Here is a 17,409-nt window from a genome sequence, read left to right on the forward strand (position 1 = left end):
ACTGCCCGTTTTCTATCCCGTTTCGATGGAAGCCCCGTAATGATCACACGTCGTTCTTTTTTGAGCCATTCTGCTGCTTTGCTGCCGCCGCCTCAATTGGCGGATCTTTGCCAATCATGCAAATGCAGCTGCGCCAAGCCTATCCCTTTATGGGCCTCCGGTCGGTCCATCTGTTGTGCTGTCTTACATCGCCAACAAAGGTTTGCTGTCTGAGTACACGTCAAAGGTGGATTTCTCCGTCTATAAGTCACCAGATGTTCTGCGTGCAGGCTTTGTTTCTGGAGATTGGAAACTGGCAGGCACTCCATCTTATGTGGCTGCGAACCTTTCCAATAAAGGCCTACCGGTTAAGATGCTCAACATCATGACCTGGGGCATGCTCTACGTGCTCAGCTATGATGGTTCTGTAAAGTCACCGGCTGATCTGGCGGGCGAGAAGATCGGCATGTTCTTCCGGAATGATATGCCGGACCTCGTGTTTGGTCGTGTCATGCAGCAGAACGGCCTGACCGAAGGCAAAGACTACACGCTGCATTATGTCAGCACTCCGTTTGAGGCGCTGCAGCTCCTGCTTTCGGGCCGTATCAAACATTGCGTATTGCCAGAACCAGCAGCAACCGCTGGCATGGTGAAAGGCAAAAAGCTTGGCAAGAAGATCCACCGGTCAATCGATCTGGCAAATGAATGGGCTTCTGTCACCAGCGGCAAAGGCCGTTTCCCGATGGCGGGCATGATGGTGCATGAAGACCTGTTGAATGTACAGCCAGAGCTGATTGAAGGTTTCCATAAGGCCTGCATTGAAGGCACCCAATGGGTTAAGGCAAATCCGAAGGAAGCAGCGGCAGTCGCTGCCGAAAACATTAAGCTTCCCGCACCAGTGATCGCCAAATCGGTGCCGCACACGCACCTGACAGCAGAACGCGCCAAAGACATCCAGGTAGAGCTGGAGCAGTTCTACTCCATTCTGGCAGAGAAAAATCCTTCCATCATTGGCGGGAAGCTTCCAAGCGCGGACTTCTATCTCTAGCTAAGTCGGCTCGGCAGGCCGCTCATAGGTTACGGTCAACTGGTCTGCTGAGCCCTTTAAAGAACAACGAGAAAATGCCTCATGATCCATCACATGCTATCAACGCTGCTCAATAAACTTTGGAGTGGGTGGGGCACACTTGCCGGTGTATTTCTCATATTTGCGTTGTGGCAGATTGGATTTGAGGCATTCGGCTCTCTGGTACTACCCGCGCCTATGGAAGCACTTGGCCGGCTGATTGATCTGGTCGCATTGCCTTCCGGTTTTGAGTACATTCTGATCACCGCAAAGCGCGCTTTCGCTGGCTTCCTGCTGGCCAGCGCTTTCGGCATCTCCTTTGGATTGATTGCCGGTTGGTCCAACACGCTTTCTCTGCTGTGTAAGCCATTTATCACCGTCGCTCTCGGCGTCCCTCCCATCGCGTGGATCGTCCTTGCCTTGCTGTGGTTTGGAGGTGACGACGGAACTCCGATCTTCACCGTGTTCATCTCAACGCTTCCGCTCATTTTCGCGGGTGCCTTACAAGGCGTGCGGATGCGGGAGAAAGAGCTGGATGAAATGGCGAAGAGCTTTCATGTGCCGCTGATACAGCGGTTTTGGCAGGTGCAAGCACCGCAGATCGTCTCCTACCTCTTTCCGGCGTGGGCAACAGCGTTGGGGTTGAGCTGGAAAGTGGTGGTGATGGCTGAACTGCTCTCCAGCACGCGCGGAATAGGTGCTGGTTTGGCAGAAGCGCGCGTAAACATCGACACCGCCTCTACTATGGCATGGATCGTGATTGTTGTAGGCCTGTTGCTGGTGATCGAAGGTATGTTGCTTAACCCTGTCAAAGACTATGTGGAGGGCTGGAAGCATGCCGAATGAAACCGCTCCTTTGCTCTCTGTCGTGCCAAACACGTCAGTTGACCCAAAACCATCAGCCCTGTCCGTTACGGTGAAAGATCACCGATACCATCCGCTGCAGCAGACATTGGCACCATGCACGCTGGAGCTTGCAAAAGGCGAAGTTGTCAGCATCATCGGTCCGTCTGGATGCGGAAAGTCCACTTTCCTTCGCATTGCTGCTGGATTGATTGAAGCCAGTGAAGGCAAAATCTCAAACGCGTCAAAGCGTGCCGCAATCCTATTCCAGGAGCACAGGCTGCTGCCATGGAAGAGCTTGCTCAACAACATCAGTTTCGGATTGCAGGGCCAGAAGCTAACTAAGTTTCAGCGTATGAAAAAGGCGCGTGAAGTGGCGTACGCCATGGGCTTTTCTGAGGATGATCTGATCAAGTATCCCTCAGAGCTCTCTGGCGGTATGCGCCAGCGTGGAGCCTTGGCCCGCGCTTGGCAGTTGAACCTGATCTGCTGTTTCTGGATGAACCATTCAGTGCGCTCGATATTGGTCGCCGTCGTGACCTTTATCGGCAGGTGCTGCACGAGGTGGATCAGAAGCAGTGCTCTGTTTTAATGGTCACTCACGATGTGACAGAAGCACTGGCCTTGAGTGATCGTGTCCTCATCATGGCGCCAGATCCGGGCCATTTTGCCAAAGAGTACGAAGTGCCATTGCCGCGTTCTGAGCGTACACGCCAAAACCTGATGGATCTGGAAGCAGGTCTGCTGGCAGATGATCGCATCGCTAGCCTGTTTAACATGAGCAACTGGGAGAAACTGGTATGACTGATGTCGTGCGCATGCCTGAGCATCAAGCCTCCTTTTTCGATGCTCCTGTTTTTTCGGAGGGGTTTCGGGTTTTCTTCCCTTTAACGGCGCTTTATGCTTTGTTTTCCATCGCTATGTGGGGCCTCGTTCTGGCGGATGTTCTGCCAGTGCCTTTCGATGCTGATCCTCTGTTGTTCCATCAATACGAAATGTTCTTTGGCTTGTTCGCAGGTGCAATGGCAGGCTTTCTGACGACAGCTGTACCTTCCTGGTCGAACACACCAAAGATAGCTGGTGCTGAACTCGCTGGCCTCGGTGCCTTGTGGCTGGCAGGCCGAGTAGCTTTCTGGACGCTCGATATTTTCCCGAGTGCCATTGTCTTCGGCATACAGGCTCTCTTCCCAGCAGCCTTGCTTGTTGTGGTTTTGCCAAGACTCTTGAGAGCAAAGATGCGTCACCTCATGTGGCCCGTTTTGATGCTTTGTGTCGCGCAGCTTGTTTGCTTTTGGGAGTATACCGAGCTTGGCGTGCTTAATCAGGGGCTTGCGATCGCTGAAGGTGCATTCGTACTGATGGTTTTAACCGCTCTGGCACCGGTCTCCATGGTGATTGTGAATGATGCACTCTCAACTCGCGAAGATGGTGCGGTGTTTATTCTTCGCCCGCCAATGAGACGCGCCGCGCTGTTCTGCATCTCTGCTTTCACGCTCGCCAAAGTGCTGGGTGTTTCGGATGCCTTGCAAGGATGGTTGGCACTGGCGTCCGCTTGTGCCGTTTTAAATATACTGCAGGATTGGCATCAGGCCGGATCACTAAGAACCCCATTCGCAAAGACGCTTTATCTGGTCTACTGGTTCTTCGGAGTTGGCTTTGCTTTGGAAGCCGGTGGCCTGCTTGGGGTGTTGTCTGCTGGTTCTTATGTATCCGGGCAACATATGATTTTTATTGGCGGATTGTCTCTAGCGACATTCATGGTTCTGACCATCGCGGGGCTGCGTCACGCAGGCTATTCTTTGCAGCTGCCTAAGGTGTTAGGGCTCGCGATCCTGTCTCTCATTGGAGCGTGTCTGGTTCGCTCTCTCGGACCGCTCCTCGTGCCGGATCTGGATGTTATGCAGATTGCCTGGAGCTTGTTTGCGTTGGCCTTCGGGCTCTACCTGATCCACTTTCTGCCAATTGTCTTTCGAGAAAACGTTGATGCGTAGGAGGTAACTATCGATGCTTTTCCTGACCAAACTGCTTGAACCGAAGAAACACGATGTTTTTGAAAATCCTGTTTTAAATGTCACTTCCCCCCGGCACGATGTCGCTAATGTGTATGGCAAGAACATTAGTATAAATGCCAGGGAACATTTTCATGACACTCGGAGTTTCATCCTCTCAGCACCCGTCGATTACTCCGGCTCAGGGCAACCACAGTTCATCGATACCATCTGGTCAGCAGAACGCTGTTGAGACGGTCTCTCATAAGCAAGCTGAACTTAAAAAAGATGTCGCTCATGTTTTGCACGATGCCAGTAAAGTTTTGAGCGCAGAAGTAATTAAGGAAACCAATCGTACTTCGCCTTCAATTTTTGGTGTGAAAGCGCTCTATAAAGTAGTCTCAACTGTCATAAGTAAGATTGAGCATTTTTTACATGCTGAGAAAGGCTCCATCGAGGGCAAAATATTTAAAACCTCGGAGTACTTTCAGGATCTGCAAGGACTGAAACAAGATCTCGGGAAACTTAATGATGCTCTTCGGGATCTCGACAATCTCACTGCTGACATTAAGCAAGGCATTGTAGATGTTAAGAGCGCGAAAGAGCTGCTCGTTGCAAAACTTCAAGCAATCGAAACAGCTACAGATGCGTGTCAATGCAACATCAGATATGACCATGCGGAGCATGATAATCCGGTGGAGTCTGACAGCAGAGATAAGTTCTTGGGAGAAGTTGTCCGGGTTATTTCTTCAATTAGTGGTACAGCCTTTCAGGAAGCACAAGCTATCTCTGAACAAGAGTTCGCGACTACAGCCGAACTTCTCAGCGCTTTGGGGCGGTCTGATTTCTCAGAAGCTTTAAGTGAAGCTATCTCTCATGAGAATGTGAAACTGTCCGATCTGAACGACTACACACTGCTTGAGAACAAAGCAAAAAGCACTTTGCAGCAGGCCGAAAAGCTGTTTGAGAATGTTCGTGATGTGTCGTTTGAGGATGCTCCCCCAACCTACCAATCTCTGCAGCTTCAGGATTTGCGCGCAGCGGCAAACCAGCTTGACGATGAAATCCAATTACAGAACCAGGATCTTTATCGTCAGAAGCTCTATAGCGAAGATCGGCATGAGCACCTGTCTTTACAAACGAATGAGCTGAATGAACTGATCAGGAAGGTTGAACATAAAATTGAACCGACAATTCCTGAAGAGGTGTCAGCTCCGCCTAAGGAAGATCGTGTGCGTTACGGCTCTGCCCACACAACGGCAACACACAGAAGTAATGTTGATGCACGTGAGAAACCTGCTGGTGTAAATCCAGATTTCTACTGCGAAAAGCAACAGAGCCAATACTGCCTGAAGCATGCTTTGAATGCTTGTCTTGGGTTTGAAGCCGTGACCGTCGATGATCTGGTTGATCAACAAGTGGCAGGCTTCATCGAGGGATACAAGCAGAAGTCTGAAGAGGCTTTCCTCCGGGAAGCTTCGAATTACTTGCGTCGTAAACCTGCAGATCTGCAACGTGAGTTCCATCGTGATCCACTAAAGCTTTATCGGGAAACAGCAGCTGCGGAGTTTGCAATGTTCAACGGACATTCCCCTGCTGATCATATTCGTCGACATGGATCACAGGCTAACTTTGGGGTTGATATTATTAATGCAAAACGTGACACACTTGGCGTCCCTGAGTTTAAATCCACTTGGTTAATTGAGCCAAAGGATGAAGCGAAGTTGAATCAGAATGTTGCAAGCCTGACGAAGATTATTGGTGAGACTGACCGATTGGTCTTTGGTCAAGGTGGCCACTTTGTTGCACTTCGCAAAAATGAACACGGCGATTGGTTCGAAGTTGATAGCCTATCTGATGGTGCGAAACGTGTTGATCCTGTTGAGTACTACAAAACTCGCGTTGCACGAGATGGAACGGTGCCGATCCTCCATTTCTCAGCTGAAGTAACATTTCAAAAAGAGGAAGGGTTATCTTCCAATAGATTCTACGCCTGATCACATCAGAAGCACTGAATGATTTCAGTGCTTTGTGAAGCCGACCATGTTGAAGCGTTGCAGTTGTTGGTGCAGCGCTTCGGCGAGCTCTTCTTTGGTATAAGGTTTGGCGAGGCGGGTGATTTTTTCAAGGCTCTCGCCTTCCGGCTCCAACGCTTTGGGGAACCGGCCTGACGTGACAACCACCTTTTGGTCTGCGCAAGCTTTGATACTGGCCTCGGCCAGATCCCAGCCGGTTTTGCCGTCTTCCAGCTGAACGTCAGTGAACAGAACATCAAAGAATGTTCCGTTATCGATCAGCACCTTCGCCGAACCATAGCTGTTGGCTTCAATGCACACCAAACCCATCTCCTGCAGCATGGTTTTTGCGCGCAGCAGGGTTTGCAGGTCGTCCTCAACCAGCAGAATGCGATAGGGCTTGTCAAAGGTGATTGCTGTGTTGGGTACCAACTCCTCAACTGGCGCCTGCGGGATGACGAGGGTGACTGTTGTGCCCTCCCCTTTTTCACTGGTGATGCCCATTTCACCGCCGGATTGCTTGATGAAGCCGAACACCATACTCAGACCAAGACCTGAGCCTGCTGACGTTCTACGGGTGGTGAAGAACGGCTCGTACACTCGGTCCAGCGTCTCTTGATCCATACCGCAGCCATTGTCTGTTACGCTGATGGAGACGCTCTCCACACCATTGACCTCAACCCGAATGGAGATGGTGCCATCCTCTGCAATCGCGTGCGAACTGTTGATGCAGAGGTTGAGCAGAGCGCTTTCCAGTTGGCCCGGATCGATGCGGACGTAAGTTTCTTCCTCGGGCAGGTCCGTGATCAAAATGATCCGCTCATCAACACTCAGCGAGATGATCTCAGCAACGCTCTCAATGAGATGGTTGATCTCGATAACCTCAGGCTCAAGGTGCTGTTTACGGGCGAAGGCGAGCAGACGCTGCGTGAGGTTGGTTGCCATCTCAACCGCACTATGAATGCGTTGGATATTGCCTTTCAGGTCAATCAGCTTGTCACTCTTACGCTCAATGACGCCCACGCTGCCAGATATGCTGGTGAGGATGTTATTGAAGTCATGGGCCACTTCACCTGTCAGCTGACCAAGGCTCTCCAGCTTCTGCTTTTGCCGCGCCTGCTCCTGTACAAAGCGGCGATCTGTTGCATCCGAGAATGACCAGACAGCACCACCTTCCGGTAAAGGCTCTTACGCACTTCGATCAGGATACCATCATCATGGATCAACTCAGCGAACCGGAAGCGGCTGCCATGGGGGCGTACATTCGCGTCTTTCCATCGAAAGCCGGAATTCTGGATGAGGATACGAATGTCCTTAGCCGCTTTGATGTCGGTTTCTTTGATGCGGAGAGTTTCTGCAAGGCGTGGATTCCAAGCCGTCATATCCAACGAGTCATTGGTCAACACCAGCCCTTCAGCAATGCAGTTGAAGGTGGTCTCAAACAGCTCCGTCTTGCGCTGCAGCTGTCCATAAATGCGTCTCAAGCGAATGGAGTTGGCGCGGAAGATACGGAAGGAGTGCAGCAGACGTGTGATCTCATCGTCCTGTCTGGCCGGACGCGGCAGTACGGTGGAATGATCTCCCTTTGCCAGATTGGACATGGCGCGGGAGATGCGGTTGATGTTCTTGGTAACGTATCCTGCAATGTAGTGCGCTGAGATCAAAGCCAGAGTGATACTGGCTATCCCGGTAACCAGAACGACGAGCTGGGCGCTGGAGATGTAGGAGTAGGTTTCCTGTCGCTGTTTGGCGATCTCCTCACCAGACAAGCGTACAAACTCAGCAACAAGCTGGTTGATCGTCTGAGCGCTGGATTTGATTTTGAAAAGAGCGTTGCGCGCTTCCAGCTGTCCAGCCATGGCCAAATGGCGGGTGGCATAAAGCCCTGTTTCATCTTCGGCGATGGCTTTTAGAGCCTGAATTGCCTGCTGAATTTCTGGCGCTGGCATCCCATCAAGATCCGTCATCTGCACGTGATAGCGGCGGCGCAGTTCACCAAGGCTGAGGAAGTCGGTGACATGGGCTGCGGAGATCAACAGATTGGCGGCTTGTCCAATCCCTTGCCATGCTTTGCGCTCCTCTGCACTCTGGTAGAACGTGGAGGAGTTTTTGACGGCCAGACGTTCCATCTTTGTCAGGTCTACAAGAACGCGGCGCACCTGATCTTCAGACTCGCTGATCTGCTGAGCCGCGTTGACCAGCACGGCCACTTGCGAACGCATAAGGGAGAGGTTCTTCTGCACTTCAGGTAGGAACCGTCCAAGGCTTCCTTCCTGACGAGACAGAGGAAAGTTGTCGCGATACTGCTGTTCTGCCTTGCTCAGCTCCACCAGCAACCGGGAGCCTTCGTTTTCGATCTGATAGACAGAGGAAAGGTTCAGAATGAACGGAGCAGAACTGACCAGACCAGCGGATTTGTTGGCAAGCTGCAGGGAGCTTGCAATGGCTTCGATGGTTTTCTGATAATGCCCAACGAGTTTCACATTGGCCTGATCCAGCCAGTACCACGCGATGGACCCTGCAAACAAAGTTGCGAAGGTCAGCAGAGTGATGGCTGCAAGCAGGCGTGTTTTGATGGAAAGCAGGGCTTTCACACGTTGAGGCAGTAGGGTCATGGCAGATCTATAGCCGCATCTTCCAGCGCGAAGACATAACCTTTGCCACGTCGGGTTTGCAAAAAGACCGGTTTGGAAGGATTAGCCTCAATTTTCCGACGCAAACGCAGGATCAGCACATCAACGGTGCGGTCCATGTAGCGAGAGAGATCGCCGCCCAGATGCTCCAGCAGCTCAACCCGATCTATTGGTCGGTTCGGGTTTTCGATGAGGAACTCTAGCAGGCGTAACTCGGAGTTTGTCAGGTTTACTTCCCGTAGGTTCGTATCCAGCAAACGCCGTTCATCGCAGATGAAGGAGAGCTCGCCGAGTGGAATGATCCCAGCACTTGAAGCTTGTGGAGCCGGTGCTTTAGCAACAGTTGGCTCAGGTTCAGCCGGAACGTTGCGTTTGTAACGACGCAGAACCGCACGAATGCGCGCAATGAGCTCACGCGGATTGAACGGCTTCATCAAGAAATCATCGGCACCGGTTTCCAGTCCTACGATCTTGTCTACCTCATCGCCGGTGCCAGTCAGCAGGATGATTGGAAAGTCATAGGACGTGCGCAGGCGTTGAGCCAGCATCATGCCGCTCTCACCGTCCAGTTTCAGATCGATGATAGCCAGATCAAGGCTTTCCAGCTCCTTCAGCTCAATAAGGTCTTTACTCCCATGGCAAGGCAGTGCCTGAAATCCATACTCGTGCAGCAACTCCTGCAACACCTCACGGATAGCCGGATCATCATCGACGACAGCTACCTTTGAGGGCGACCTATCCCAACTCTCGGTCATTGACGTAACCTTCCTCGCAACCCGTACCATGCTCCCAGACGCATACTCGGAGGTCGTTTTGATTTTTTCAGATTGCGGCGACAATGCACGGGAAAGTGCCTTGTCATCAATAATTCTAATATTTCATATGTAACTCATTTCTGTAATAAATGTAACATTTAAAATATATATCTGCTAAATGAGAACATACTTAACGGTAAATCATAAGCGTTCCTGTGATGTTTCATGTAATTTTCAAATCAAGTTACGTGATGATGTGGGTGTACTTATAAGTTGTTACACTTACATGCGTTTTAACTTGGGAGAAGATAATGAAAAACGCTCTTTTAGGTGGTCTTGCTGCTGTTGGCCTCCTTGCTGCACTTCCTGCAACGGCTTCTGCAGAAGAACTCAACATGGTCTGCGGTGCTGAGCAGGATTGGTGTGAACTGATGGCGCGCGGTTTTGAGGAAGAAACCGGCAATGAAGTTCTGATGGTTCGTAAGAGCACCGGTGAAACCCTCGCTCAGGTGCGTGCAGAAGCAAGCAACCCTAAAATCGACGTTTGGTGGGGCGGCACCGGCGATCCACACCTGATCGCAGCGTTTGAAGGCCTGACACAGGATCCAGGCGTTGACACCAGCGAGCTGCTTGGCTGGGCATCCAACATGCACAAGATCTCCAACGGTGGCACCGTGGGCATCTACGCAGGCGCTCTGGGCATCGCTTACAACTCTGAAGTTCTGGAAGAGCGCGGCCTGCCAGCACCAGCTTGCTGGAAAGACCTGACCAACCCAGCATATGCGGGTGAAATTCAGGTAGCGAACCCGAACAGCTCTGGCACTGCTTACACTGAGCTGGCAACATTCGTTCAGCTGTTTGGTGAAGATGAAGCTTATCGTCTGCTGACTGAAATCGGCAAGAACGTGAACCAGTACACCAAGTCCGGTTCTGCACCAAGTAAAGCTGCGGCTCGCGGCGAAACCACCATCTCCATCGGCTTCATGCACGATATGGTGAAACTGGCAGGTTCCGGCTTCCCGCTGAAGATTGTGGCTCCTTGCGAAGGTACCGGTTACGAAGTGGGTGCTGTGAGTGTGATCAAAGGTGCTAAGCACCCTGAGCTGGCAAAACAGTTCGTTGAATACGCTCTGCGTCCAGATGTTCAGTCCCGCTCTGTTGAAGTGAAATCTTTCCAGGTTCCTTCCAACTCTAAAGCATCTGTTGCTCCTGAGTCCCCAGATCTGGCAAGCATCAAGCTGATCGACTACGACTTTGCAACATACGGTGAGCGTTCTACTCGTGAACGCCTTCTGAAGCGCTGGAACGAAGAAGTTAAAAACGCTTCTCACTAAGTAAATCAAGCGCTGAAGGGCGGACCCGTCCGCCCTTCCCTTACATGCATTGCTTCGTATTCGCGCTTGCGCCAATACAAAACTCTCGGATCAACATCATGCGAAAGACAATTGCGCTCTGGCTCGCCGCCGGAATAGTGGGATTTTGCATATTTCCCTGGTACTCAGTAGATAGCGGCTTTTGGTCTTTTAGCTGGTTGTTCAGCGAATTCCTCAGCGAAGACGCCGCACCTGCCCTCTTCCAAGCTCTGCTTTATGGCCGCTGGTGGTTTGTTCCATTGGCACTGGCATTCGTGGGCATTGCCCTGTCGTTTGCTGTGCTGAAAGATGAACGCACCCGTGCAAAAGCCCTTGTTATTCTGTCCATTACAGGCATCGTTCTGTTGTTTGCGCAGGGCTTTGCAATTGGCAGAACCGGCCCTGAACTGTTCAATGATGCGCTTAACTTCGGTTCAGCTGCGTCTGGACAGATTGGCTTTGGTGCCGGTGCCATGCTCACCGCTGGCGCTCTGCTCTTCATCCTCACCACCAGCATCTCAGGTCTCGGTCAGGGCCGCGGTGATGCGTTCATCGTCGGCAGTATCGGCCTCATCATTGCACTGGTAGTGACCTTCGTCTTCTATCCGGTCTCCCAAATCCTGATCCGCGCTTTTGAAGCATCAGATGGCAGCTTTGATATTACGGCCTTCTTTACCCGCTTCTTCTCCAGCGATATCTGGAGTCTTGCCTGCCTTGCTGGTGGCAAGACCTGTGGTCCGGCATGGAATTCCGTTTTCCTCGCAGTGCTCACCGGTGCTGGTACAACCCTTCTCGGTCTCGCCTTTGCGTTGATCGCGACCAAAACCGCGTTTCCTGCGAAAAAGCTGCTGCGCGTTCTCACCATCATTCCAATCATCACTCCTCCCTTTGTGATTGGTCTTGCGCTGATCCTTATGTTCGGCCGTGCTGGTGTAGTGACAGATGTGCTGCATGAGATGTTCGACATCTCCAAGAGCCGGTGGCTCTACGGCTTCTCCGGCATTTATCTCGCGCAGCTGCTTTCCTTTACGCCGATCGCGTTCCTTGTGCTGATTGGTGTGGTTGAGGGCGTCAGCCCATCCATGGAAGAAGCCTCTCAGACACTGAACGCAACCCAGTGGCAAACCTTCAAGAACGTCACTTGGCCTTTGATGCGCCCAGGTCTGGCAAACGCCTTCCTGCTGGGCTTCATTGAAAGTATCGCTGACTTCGGCAACCCGTTGGTTCTGGGCGGTAACTACAACGTCCTTTCCACTGAGATCTATTTTGCGATTGTGGGTGCTGTGGCTGATCCATCCCGTGCGGCTGTGCTAGCTGTGGTTCTGCTCATGCTCACCCTGTCTGCCTTCATCGCGCAGCGTCTCTGGCTCGGCAAGAAGTCTTACGCAACTGTCACCGGTAAGGCCGACTCTGGTCAGCATTCACCGCTGAACCCGGCTCTGAAGTGGGCTTGCTACGGCTTCGCGCTTCCTTGGGCAGCGTTTACCGCAGTTGTGTACTCCATGATTGTGTTCGGTAGTTTCGTGAAGCTTTGGGGTTACGACAACACTTTCACGCTTGATCACTACATCCGCGCGTTCTCCGTCAGCTTCAACAACGGTATCCGCTGGACCGGTGTGGCATGGGATAGTTACTTCACCACGCTGACCATCTCCACCATGGCAGCTCCGCTGACCGCTGTTGTTGGTCTGCTCACCGCGTATCTGCTGGTGCGCCAGAAGTTTGCTGGCAAGAACATGTTTGAGTTCAGCACAATGCTCAGCTTTGCAATTCCGGGCACTGTGATTGGTGTGGCTTACATCATGGCCTTCAACACACCACCAATCGAGCTGACTGGCACCAGCATCATCCTGATCATCGTGTTTGTGTTCCGCAACATGCCAGTGGGTGTCCGTGGTGGCATTGCGGCTATGTCCCAGCTGGATAAGAGCCTGGATGAAGCGTCCATCACCCTTGGTGCAAATAGCTTTACCACTGTTCGCAAAGTGATCCTGCCTCTGATGGGACCAGCGATCCTTGCGGCTCTGGCTTACAGCTTCGTTCGCGCCATCACTTCTGTGAGTGCGGTGATCTTCCTGGTGAGTGCACGCCACAACATGGCAACCTCGTTCATCGTGGGTCGTGTTGAACATGGTGAGTATGGCATCGCGATTGCGTACTCCTCCGTGCTGATCATCACCATGCTTGTGGCCATCTTGCTGCTGCAGGTCGTCATTGGGCAGCGTAAGTTGCGCCGTCAGAACCGTCTGCAAACCTCTAACAAGAACAAAGAGCTGGCTTCAGCTTAATCCTAGAGTTTCTGGAGTAAATCATGTCTATTATGCAAAAAGCAGGCTCTGTACAGTTCCGGGATGTTGTCAAAAAATACGGTTCTGTCACCGCACTGAAGCCTCTCAATCTGGACATTCAGCAGGGTGAGCTTGTCACTCTGCTAGGACCAAGTGGTTGCGGCAAAACCACCACTCTGCGTCTTATTGCAGGCCTGGAAGCAGCCACTGAAGGCACCATCTACATTGGCGGCAAGGATGTCACTCACCTGACTGCGACCTACCGCAATGTCTCCATGGTGTTCCAGTCCTACGCCTTGTTCCCGCACATGAGTGTTGTCGACAACGTGTCGTACGGTCTGCGCGTCAACAAGGTGCCAGCTAAGGAAGCCAAAGCCAAAGCGGAAGAAGGTTTGGCAATGGTTGGTCTGGCTGGCTACGGCGAACGTCTGCCATCAGAGCTTTCCGGTGGTCAGCAGCAGCGAGTGGCAGTTGCCCGTGCTGTGGTTCTGGAGCCAGAAGTTCTGTTGCTGGATGAGCCGCTCTCCAACCTTGACGCAAAGCTGCGTCGTCACGTGCGTGAAGAGATCCGCGAAATTCAGCAAAAGCTTGGTCTAACCGCTGTCTACGTGACGCACGATCAGGAAGAAGCGATGGCGGTTTCTGACCGCATCATCGTGATGAACAAAGCAGAGATTGCACAGTCCGGCACACCACGTGAGCTCTACAACCAGCCAAACTCAGCGTTTATTGCTGACTTTATTGGTGACGCAAACGTGGTGGACTGTGAAATTGTAGGTTTCGGCGAAGGCACCGTTTCGCTGAATGTTGGTGGGGCAACTGTTGTGCTGCCTTACTCCGGTCCGACATGTCAGCACGGAAAGCTGGCGATCCGTCCGGAAGGAATCTCCGTATCTCAGAGTGCGACCAATGGAATTGCTGCTGGCGTCTCCTATGCAGCTTATCTCGGCAACCAGATCCAGTACTCCCTCAACACTGGAATGGGCAAACTGTTCGCCATTGATCACAACCTGAGTGCAACTGTGGTTCCAACAGGCACAGAAGCCTTCATCCACCTGAAAGAAGAGGGGCTGGCCTTTTTGCCAGAAGCATAAGGGCTAGGACGGCCACCTCCATCCGAACCCTCTCTTCTCAAACAGAAGCCCGGAGATCCCCCTCTCCGGGCTTCTTTACGTCTGGCTCATGAGAATATGCGGGGTGCATGAGGTGTGGATACCCGCATAAGCTGTACTTACCTGCGATTGCTCGTTAGGTTTATGTGGCCCTGCAGTTTTGGGAGGTGGCGATGGCGAAGAATATAGTGGTGTTTTCAGACGGGACCGGTCAGGAGGGTGGCGATGGTCCGGACACGAACGTCTATAAGCTCTTCAAAATCTGCGAAAACAGAACCAAGCGACAGGTGCTGTTCTATGATCGTGGCCTGGGGACCAAAGCCCATCGCTCTCGCCTTACGCGGTTTTTGGGCAATGCCACGGGATTTGGCATCAGCAAGAACCTGAAGGAATGCTACCAGTTCATTTTCGAGAACTATCAGGCGAAGGATAAGATTTATCTGTTTGGCTTTAGCCGTGGCGCCACCACCGTGCGCAGCCTTGCAGGTTTTATTGAGATGTTTGGCATCCTACCGAAATCCCGCCCCGAGCTGATCGACCAAGCCTACAAAATCTATCAGATCAGTGATGGCCACGCGCGTAAAGCTAAGGCGCAGGAGTTTCGTGAAAAGCACCACAACATGTGGGCGGAGATTGAGTTTATCGGCGTGTGGGACACCGTTGCCGCACTCGGCCTGCCATGGAAGCCGCTCTCAGCTGCCATTAACAAGCTCCCCGGCTTCAAACACGAGTTCCACGACCTGACTTTGCCAGCAGCGGTGAAGAATGCCTACCACGCGCTATCCATTGATGACGAGCGTGAGGTGTTTCATCCGGTTTTGTGGAACGAGAGTACAGCTCCCAACCAGATTATGCAGCAGACGTGGTTTGCAGGTGTGCATACGGATGTTGGGGGTGGTTATGAAGATTCCCGTCTCTCCGATATCACTTTCAACTGGATGTTGGAGCACGCGGAGCGCAATGGCCTGCGTATTCACGAAGGTAGCCGCAAAGCAGTGATTGCCAAGATGAAACCAGACGAAACCGGCACCATCCATAACCCGCGTGAGGGTATCTTTGAGTACATCTACAAAGTGAAGCAACGTGTGTGGCCGAGGCTGGATCTGAACGCCAGAGAGCGCGGGCAACCACATGTTCATCCGAGTGTGTTTAAGCGGGTTGATAATCCTGAGATGAACTACAAGCCGTGGATGATGGAAAAGAGCCCGATTGAAGAGCCACCAATCAAACGCACGGCTCAGGCGCGAGAAACAGAGGCGACTTAGTCATGAAAAAGCCGGAGCAGATGATTCCGCTCCGGCTTGAAACTTTGCGTTGATCACTTGGCTTTTCGGTGACCTGTAATCATTGGTGTGACAAGGTCTTCCCTCTTCCAGAAACGGTAGAAGAAGATAGCTGCCACATGCAGGATCACCAGAATAAGCGTTGCGCGGGCCAGAATGCCATGCCACGCCAATGCGGTGCGGGCGCTGTCGATGCCCACCCATGAAGCGAATGGCCCTACATTGATGTAGTCTTCCGGATCCACGAACAATCCAAGCGCCGCCTGTGCTCCGATGACGCCCAGCAATAGGAAAACGAACAGGCCGCCAAGCGGGTTGTGTCCCTTCCAGTTGCTTGCCTGCCGTTTTGGCAGTTTTGCGATGTAACAGAGCAATGCTTTGGGGCTATAAATGAAGCTTGAGAAACGGGCTGTCTCTGACCCGATGAAACCCCAAATCAAGCGGAACGCAATGAGCGCGAGCACTGCATAACCAAACCAGAAGTGCAGCGTCATCACGTCAGGCCCGAACTTGCCTAAACCCCACGCGGCGGCCACACAGCCTGCAAAAAGCCAGTGGAACAGGCGCAGCGGCAGGTCCCAGATACGGGTGCCTATTTTCTCCTGCGTTTCCAAAGGATGATCAGTGCTCGCAGTCGTCATTTCTTAAAAGTCCTTCGCGCGAAATTCTTTGTGGCAGCCTTTGCAAGTGCCGCCCAGTTGGCCGAGCGCTTTGCCCAGTGCAGGACGGCCTTCGCCAGCGACTTCGTTGAGTGCAACAAGTGCTTGATAGAAGTCTTTTCCTTTGGCCTGATAGCCAGCCATGTCTTCCCAGATCACTGGACGAGCACGGGTTTTGCCTGGCAGGTCAGCGTTTGAGGTGCCTGGCATGTAAAGGCCTGCTGCGTTGTAGCTTGCAACTGTCATCATGTTGCCTGCAGCTGCTTTTGCTTTCTCGGCGCTGTATTCAACTTCACCTTTGGCCATCGCTGCCAGTGCACCCATGTCATGTCCAAGCAGAGTGAAGTAAGCGCGGCGTGCATCGACCACGTCTTCCTTGTTGGCATCGGCTGCATAAGCCGTTGTTGCAGTCATGGCGACCAGTGCGGTGATCAATAGTTTACGCATGGATTTCTCCGTGTTTGGTGATTGGAAAGTATTTGATGAGGTTTGGTTGGTTTTGTTTGTCTTATTGGAAATATAGATTTCTCATCTGATTGAAAATCAGATCGGATCTTTTATGTATTCCTGCTGTATCTATGTATATACCCGTATAAGTCGCGTTTGTGCTTGTCTTCGTTGAGAATAGATGAGCAAAACAACGCTTCAATGGGAATGTTGTAATAGTTTGTCGCAAGGTGTAACGGGCATCTGCATGTTTGGGTTGGCGAGATCATGCTGGCACAGCCTCCTCAACCAGATGCCCTTCATCCATGGTCAGAATACGGTCCGCCAGCTGCAGGATACGGTTGTCATGGGTGACCATTACGGTGGTGATGCCACGCTTGCCGCCCAGCTCCTTCAGCAGCTCGACCACCGTCAAACCTGTGTCCTTGTCCAGTGCTGCTGTTGGTTCATCTGCGAACACGATATCCGGTGAGGAAACCAGCGCACGTGCAATAGCAACGCGTTGTTTCTGGCCGCCGGAAAGGTGAGCTGGCAGATAGTCGAGCCGGTCTTCCAGTCCCAGCAAGCTCAGCATGTGCCGCGCTGCTTTTTCCTGCTGCGCTGCATCCACGGTTGCCTTCACTCCGCTCTGGTGAACCTGAAGGCCCATCAGAACGTTTTGTGTTGCTGTCAGGCTTTCATGCAGGTTGTGAGCTTGAAAGATAAACCCAAGACGACGGCGCAGCATGATCTTCATAGTCTCATCTGCGCCGTGTAGCTCATGACCCAGCAAGGAAAGCTGGCCCTTTTGCACATCTCGCAAGCAGCCCATGAGAGTGAGCAATGTGGTTTTGCCAGAACCTGATGGCCCCATCAGCACAGTCAGGCTGCCTTTTTCGATCTCAAAATTGACGTCAAAGATCGCCTGCTTGCGCGCTTCCCCTTCACCAAACCAATGACTGAGGCCAGAAACGCTGATCGGGGCGTGTGGTGTGTATGTCATGCAGCCC

16 protein-coding genes are annotated in these 17,409 nt (G+C 52.2%); 10 read left to right on the forward strand and 6 right to left on the reverse strand.

Annotation, left to right across the window (positions count from 1 at the left end; all coding sequences use genetic code 11):
* Positions 1-175: 175 nt before the first annotated feature.
* The 6 genes from JCM12308_RS10195 (at position 176) to JCM12308_RS10215 (ending at position 5,873) form a co-directional block, all read left to right on the forward strand.
* A complete protein-coding gene (locus JCM12308_RS10195; RefSeq protein WP_208978431.1) occupies positions 176-1,027 on the forward strand; it encodes an ABC transporter substrate-binding protein in 852 nt (283 codons plus the stop codon).
* Positions 1,028-1,108: 81 nt separating this feature from the next.
* Entirely contained in the window at positions 1,109-1,891 is a 783-nt protein-coding gene (locus JCM12308_RS10200) for an ABC transporter permease (protein ID WP_054783641.1), read from the forward strand.
* Positions 1,881-2,480: an ATP-binding cassette domain-containing protein gene (locus tag JCM12308_RS10205; protein ID WP_208978432.1), complete on the forward strand. Its 600-nt coding sequence runs from the start codon at positions 1,881-1,883 to the stop codon at positions 2,478-2,480. The genes JCM12308_RS10200 and JCM12308_RS10205 overlap by 11 nt, the downstream gene beginning before the upstream one ends.
* Entirely contained in the window at positions 2,480-2,692 is a 213-nt protein-coding gene (locus JCM12308_RS29550; RefSeq protein ID WP_208978433.1) for a hypothetical protein, read from the forward strand. The genes JCM12308_RS10205 and JCM12308_RS29550 overlap by 1 nt, the downstream gene beginning before the upstream one ends.
* Positions 2,689-3,879, forward strand: a complete 1,191-nt coding sequence (locus JCM12308_RS10210; RefSeq protein ID WP_054783642.1) for an NnrS family protein — start codon at positions 2,689-2,691, stop codon at positions 3,877-3,879. The genes JCM12308_RS29550 and JCM12308_RS10210 overlap by 4 nt, the downstream gene beginning before the upstream one ends.
* 152 nt (positions 3,880-4,031) lie before the next feature.
* Positions 4,032-5,873 carry a hypothetical protein gene (locus tag JCM12308_RS10215; RefSeq protein ID WP_128647370.1) on the forward strand — a complete coding sequence of 614 codons (1,842 nt, stop codon included), beginning with the start codon at positions 4,032-4,034 and terminating at the stop codon, positions 5,871-5,873.
* A 24-nt stretch (positions 5,874-5,897) separates the two neighbouring features.
* Here the strand turns inward: JCM12308_RS10215 and JCM12308_RS29555 are convergent, their stop codons facing one another.
* The 3 genes from JCM12308_RS29555 to JCM12308_RS10225 are packed head-to-tail and all read right to left on the reverse strand — an operon-like array spanning position 5,898 to position 9,279.
* Positions 5,898-6,959: an ATP-binding protein gene (locus JCM12308_RS29555; protein ID WP_208978434.1), complete on the reverse strand. Its 1,062-nt coding sequence runs from the start codon at positions 6,957-6,959 to the stop codon at positions 5,898-5,900.
* 8 nt (positions 6,960-6,967) lie between these two features.
* Complete coding sequence (locus tag JCM12308_RS29560; RefSeq protein WP_208978435.1) at positions 6,968-8,506, reverse strand: HAMP domain-containing protein; 1,539 nt, start codon at positions 8,504-8,506, stop codon at positions 6,968-6,970.
* The gene (locus JCM12308_RS10225) at positions 8,503-9,279 is read right to left on the reverse strand and encodes a response regulator (RefSeq protein ID WP_054783644.1); all 777 of its coding nucleotides are present in this window, start codon (positions 9,277-9,279) and stop codon (positions 8,503-8,505) included. The genes JCM12308_RS29560 and JCM12308_RS10225 overlap by 4 nt, the downstream gene beginning before the upstream one ends.
* A gap of 311 nt (positions 9,280-9,590) precedes the next feature.
* Here JCM12308_RS10225 and JCM12308_RS10230 point away from each other — a divergent pair, with 311 nt between their 5' ends.
* From JCM12308_RS10230 to JCM12308_RS10245, 4 genes are all read left to right on the forward strand, one after another.
* Positions 9,591-10,613 (forward strand): ABC transporter substrate-binding protein, encoded by a 1,023-nt coding sequence (locus JCM12308_RS10230; RefSeq protein WP_014284624.1) that lies wholly within the window; start codon positions 9,591-9,593, stop codon positions 10,611-10,613.
* A 98-nt stretch (positions 10,614-10,711) separates the two neighbouring features.
* Complete coding sequence (locus JCM12308_RS10235; protein WP_054783809.1) at positions 10,712-12,919, forward strand: ABC transporter permease; 2,208 nt, start codon at positions 10,712-10,714, stop codon at positions 12,917-12,919.
* Between the two features lie 23 nt (positions 12,920-12,942).
* Positions 12,943-14,013 (forward strand): ABC transporter ATP-binding protein, encoded by a 1,071-nt coding sequence (locus JCM12308_RS10240; RefSeq protein ID WP_054783645.1) that lies wholly within the window; start codon positions 12,943-12,945, stop codon positions 14,011-14,013.
* Positions 14,014-14,204: 191 nt separating this feature from the next.
* A complete protein-coding gene (locus JCM12308_RS10245; protein ID WP_054783646.1) occupies positions 14,205-15,296 on the forward strand; it encodes a T6SS phospholipase effector Tle1-like catalytic domain-containing protein in 1,092 nt (363 codons plus the stop codon).
* A gap of 53 nt (positions 15,297-15,349) precedes the next feature.
* Here JCM12308_RS10245 and JCM12308_RS10250 read toward each other — a convergent pair whose 3' ends face one another.
* From JCM12308_RS10250 to JCM12308_RS10260, 3 genes are all read right to left on the reverse strand, one after another.
* Positions 15,350-15,955, reverse strand: a complete 606-nt coding sequence (locus tag JCM12308_RS10250) for a cytochrome b/b6 domain-containing protein (protein WP_054783647.1) — start codon at positions 15,953-15,955, stop codon at positions 15,350-15,352.
* Between the two features lie 3 nt (positions 15,956-15,958).
* On the reverse strand, positions 15,959-16,420 hold the full coding sequence (locus JCM12308_RS10255) for a c-type cytochrome (RefSeq protein ID WP_008549133.1): 462 nt from the start codon (positions 16,418-16,420) through the stop codon (positions 15,959-15,961).
* Positions 16,421-16,685: 265 nt separating this feature from the next.
* Positions 16,686-17,402 carry an ATP-binding cassette domain-containing protein gene (locus JCM12308_RS10260; RefSeq protein WP_054783648.1) on the reverse strand — a complete coding sequence of 239 codons (717 nt, stop codon included), beginning with the start codon at positions 17,400-17,402 and terminating at the stop codon, positions 16,686-16,688.
* Positions 17,403-17,409 lie beyond the last annotated feature (7 nt).

Source organism: Pseudovibrio denitrificans JCM 12308 (assembly GCF_001310815.1).
Classification (GTDB): Bacteria; Pseudomonadota; Alphaproteobacteria; order Rhizobiales; family Stappiaceae; genus Pseudovibrio; species Pseudovibrio denitrificans.

Coding starts and splice junctions, on each gene's coding strand:
- JCM12308_RS10200 (WP_054783641.1), top strand. CDS start 1,109: ATGATCCATCACATGCTATCAACGCTGCTCAATAAACTTTGGAGTGGG.
- JCM12308_RS10205 (WP_208978432.1), top strand. CDS start 1,881: ATGCCGAATGAAACCGCTCCTTTGCTCTCTGTCGTGCCAAACACGTCA.
- JCM12308_RS29550 (WP_208978433.1), top strand. CDS start 2,480: ATGGTCACTCACGATGTGACAGAAGCACTGGCCTTGAGTGATCGTGTC.
- JCM12308_RS10210 (WP_054783642.1), top strand. CDS start 2,689: ATGACTGATGTCGTGCGCATGCCTGAGCATCAAGCCTCCTTTTTCGAT.
- JCM12308_RS10215 (WP_128647370.1), top strand. CDS start 4,032: ATGACACTCGGAGTTTCATCCTCTCAGCACCCGTCGATTACTCCGGCT.
- JCM12308_RS29560 (WP_208978435.1), bottom strand. CDS start 8,506: ATGACCCTACTGCCTCAACGTGTGAAAGCCCTGCTTTCCATCAAAACA.
- JCM12308_RS10225 (WP_054783644.1), bottom strand. CDS start 9,279: ATGACCGAGAGTTGGGATAGGTCGCCCTCAAAGGTAGCTGTCGTCGAT.
- JCM12308_RS10230 (WP_014284624.1), top strand. CDS start 9,591: ATGAAAAACGCTCTTTTAGGTGGTCTTGCTGCTGTTGGCCTCCTTGCT.
- JCM12308_RS10235 (WP_054783809.1), top strand. CDS start 10,712: ATGCGAAAGACAATTGCGCTCTGGCTCGCCGCCGGAATAGTGGGATTT.
- JCM12308_RS10240 (WP_054783645.1), top strand. CDS start 12,943: ATGTCTATTATGCAAAAAGCAGGCTCTGTACAGTTCCGGGATGTTGTC.
- JCM12308_RS10245 (WP_054783646.1), top strand. CDS start 14,205: ATGGCGAAGAATATAGTGGTGTTTTCAGACGGGACCGGTCAGGAGGGT.
- JCM12308_RS10250 (WP_054783647.1), bottom strand. CDS start 15,955: ATGACGACTGCGAGCACTGATCATCCTTTGGAAACGCAGGAGAAAATA.
- JCM12308_RS10255 (WP_008549133.1), bottom strand. CDS start 16,420: ATGCGTAAACTATTGATCACCGCACTGGTCGCCATGACTGCAACAACG.
- JCM12308_RS10260 (WP_054783648.1), bottom strand. CDS start 17,402: ATGACATACACACCACACGCCCCGATCAGCGTTTCTGGCCTCAGTCAT.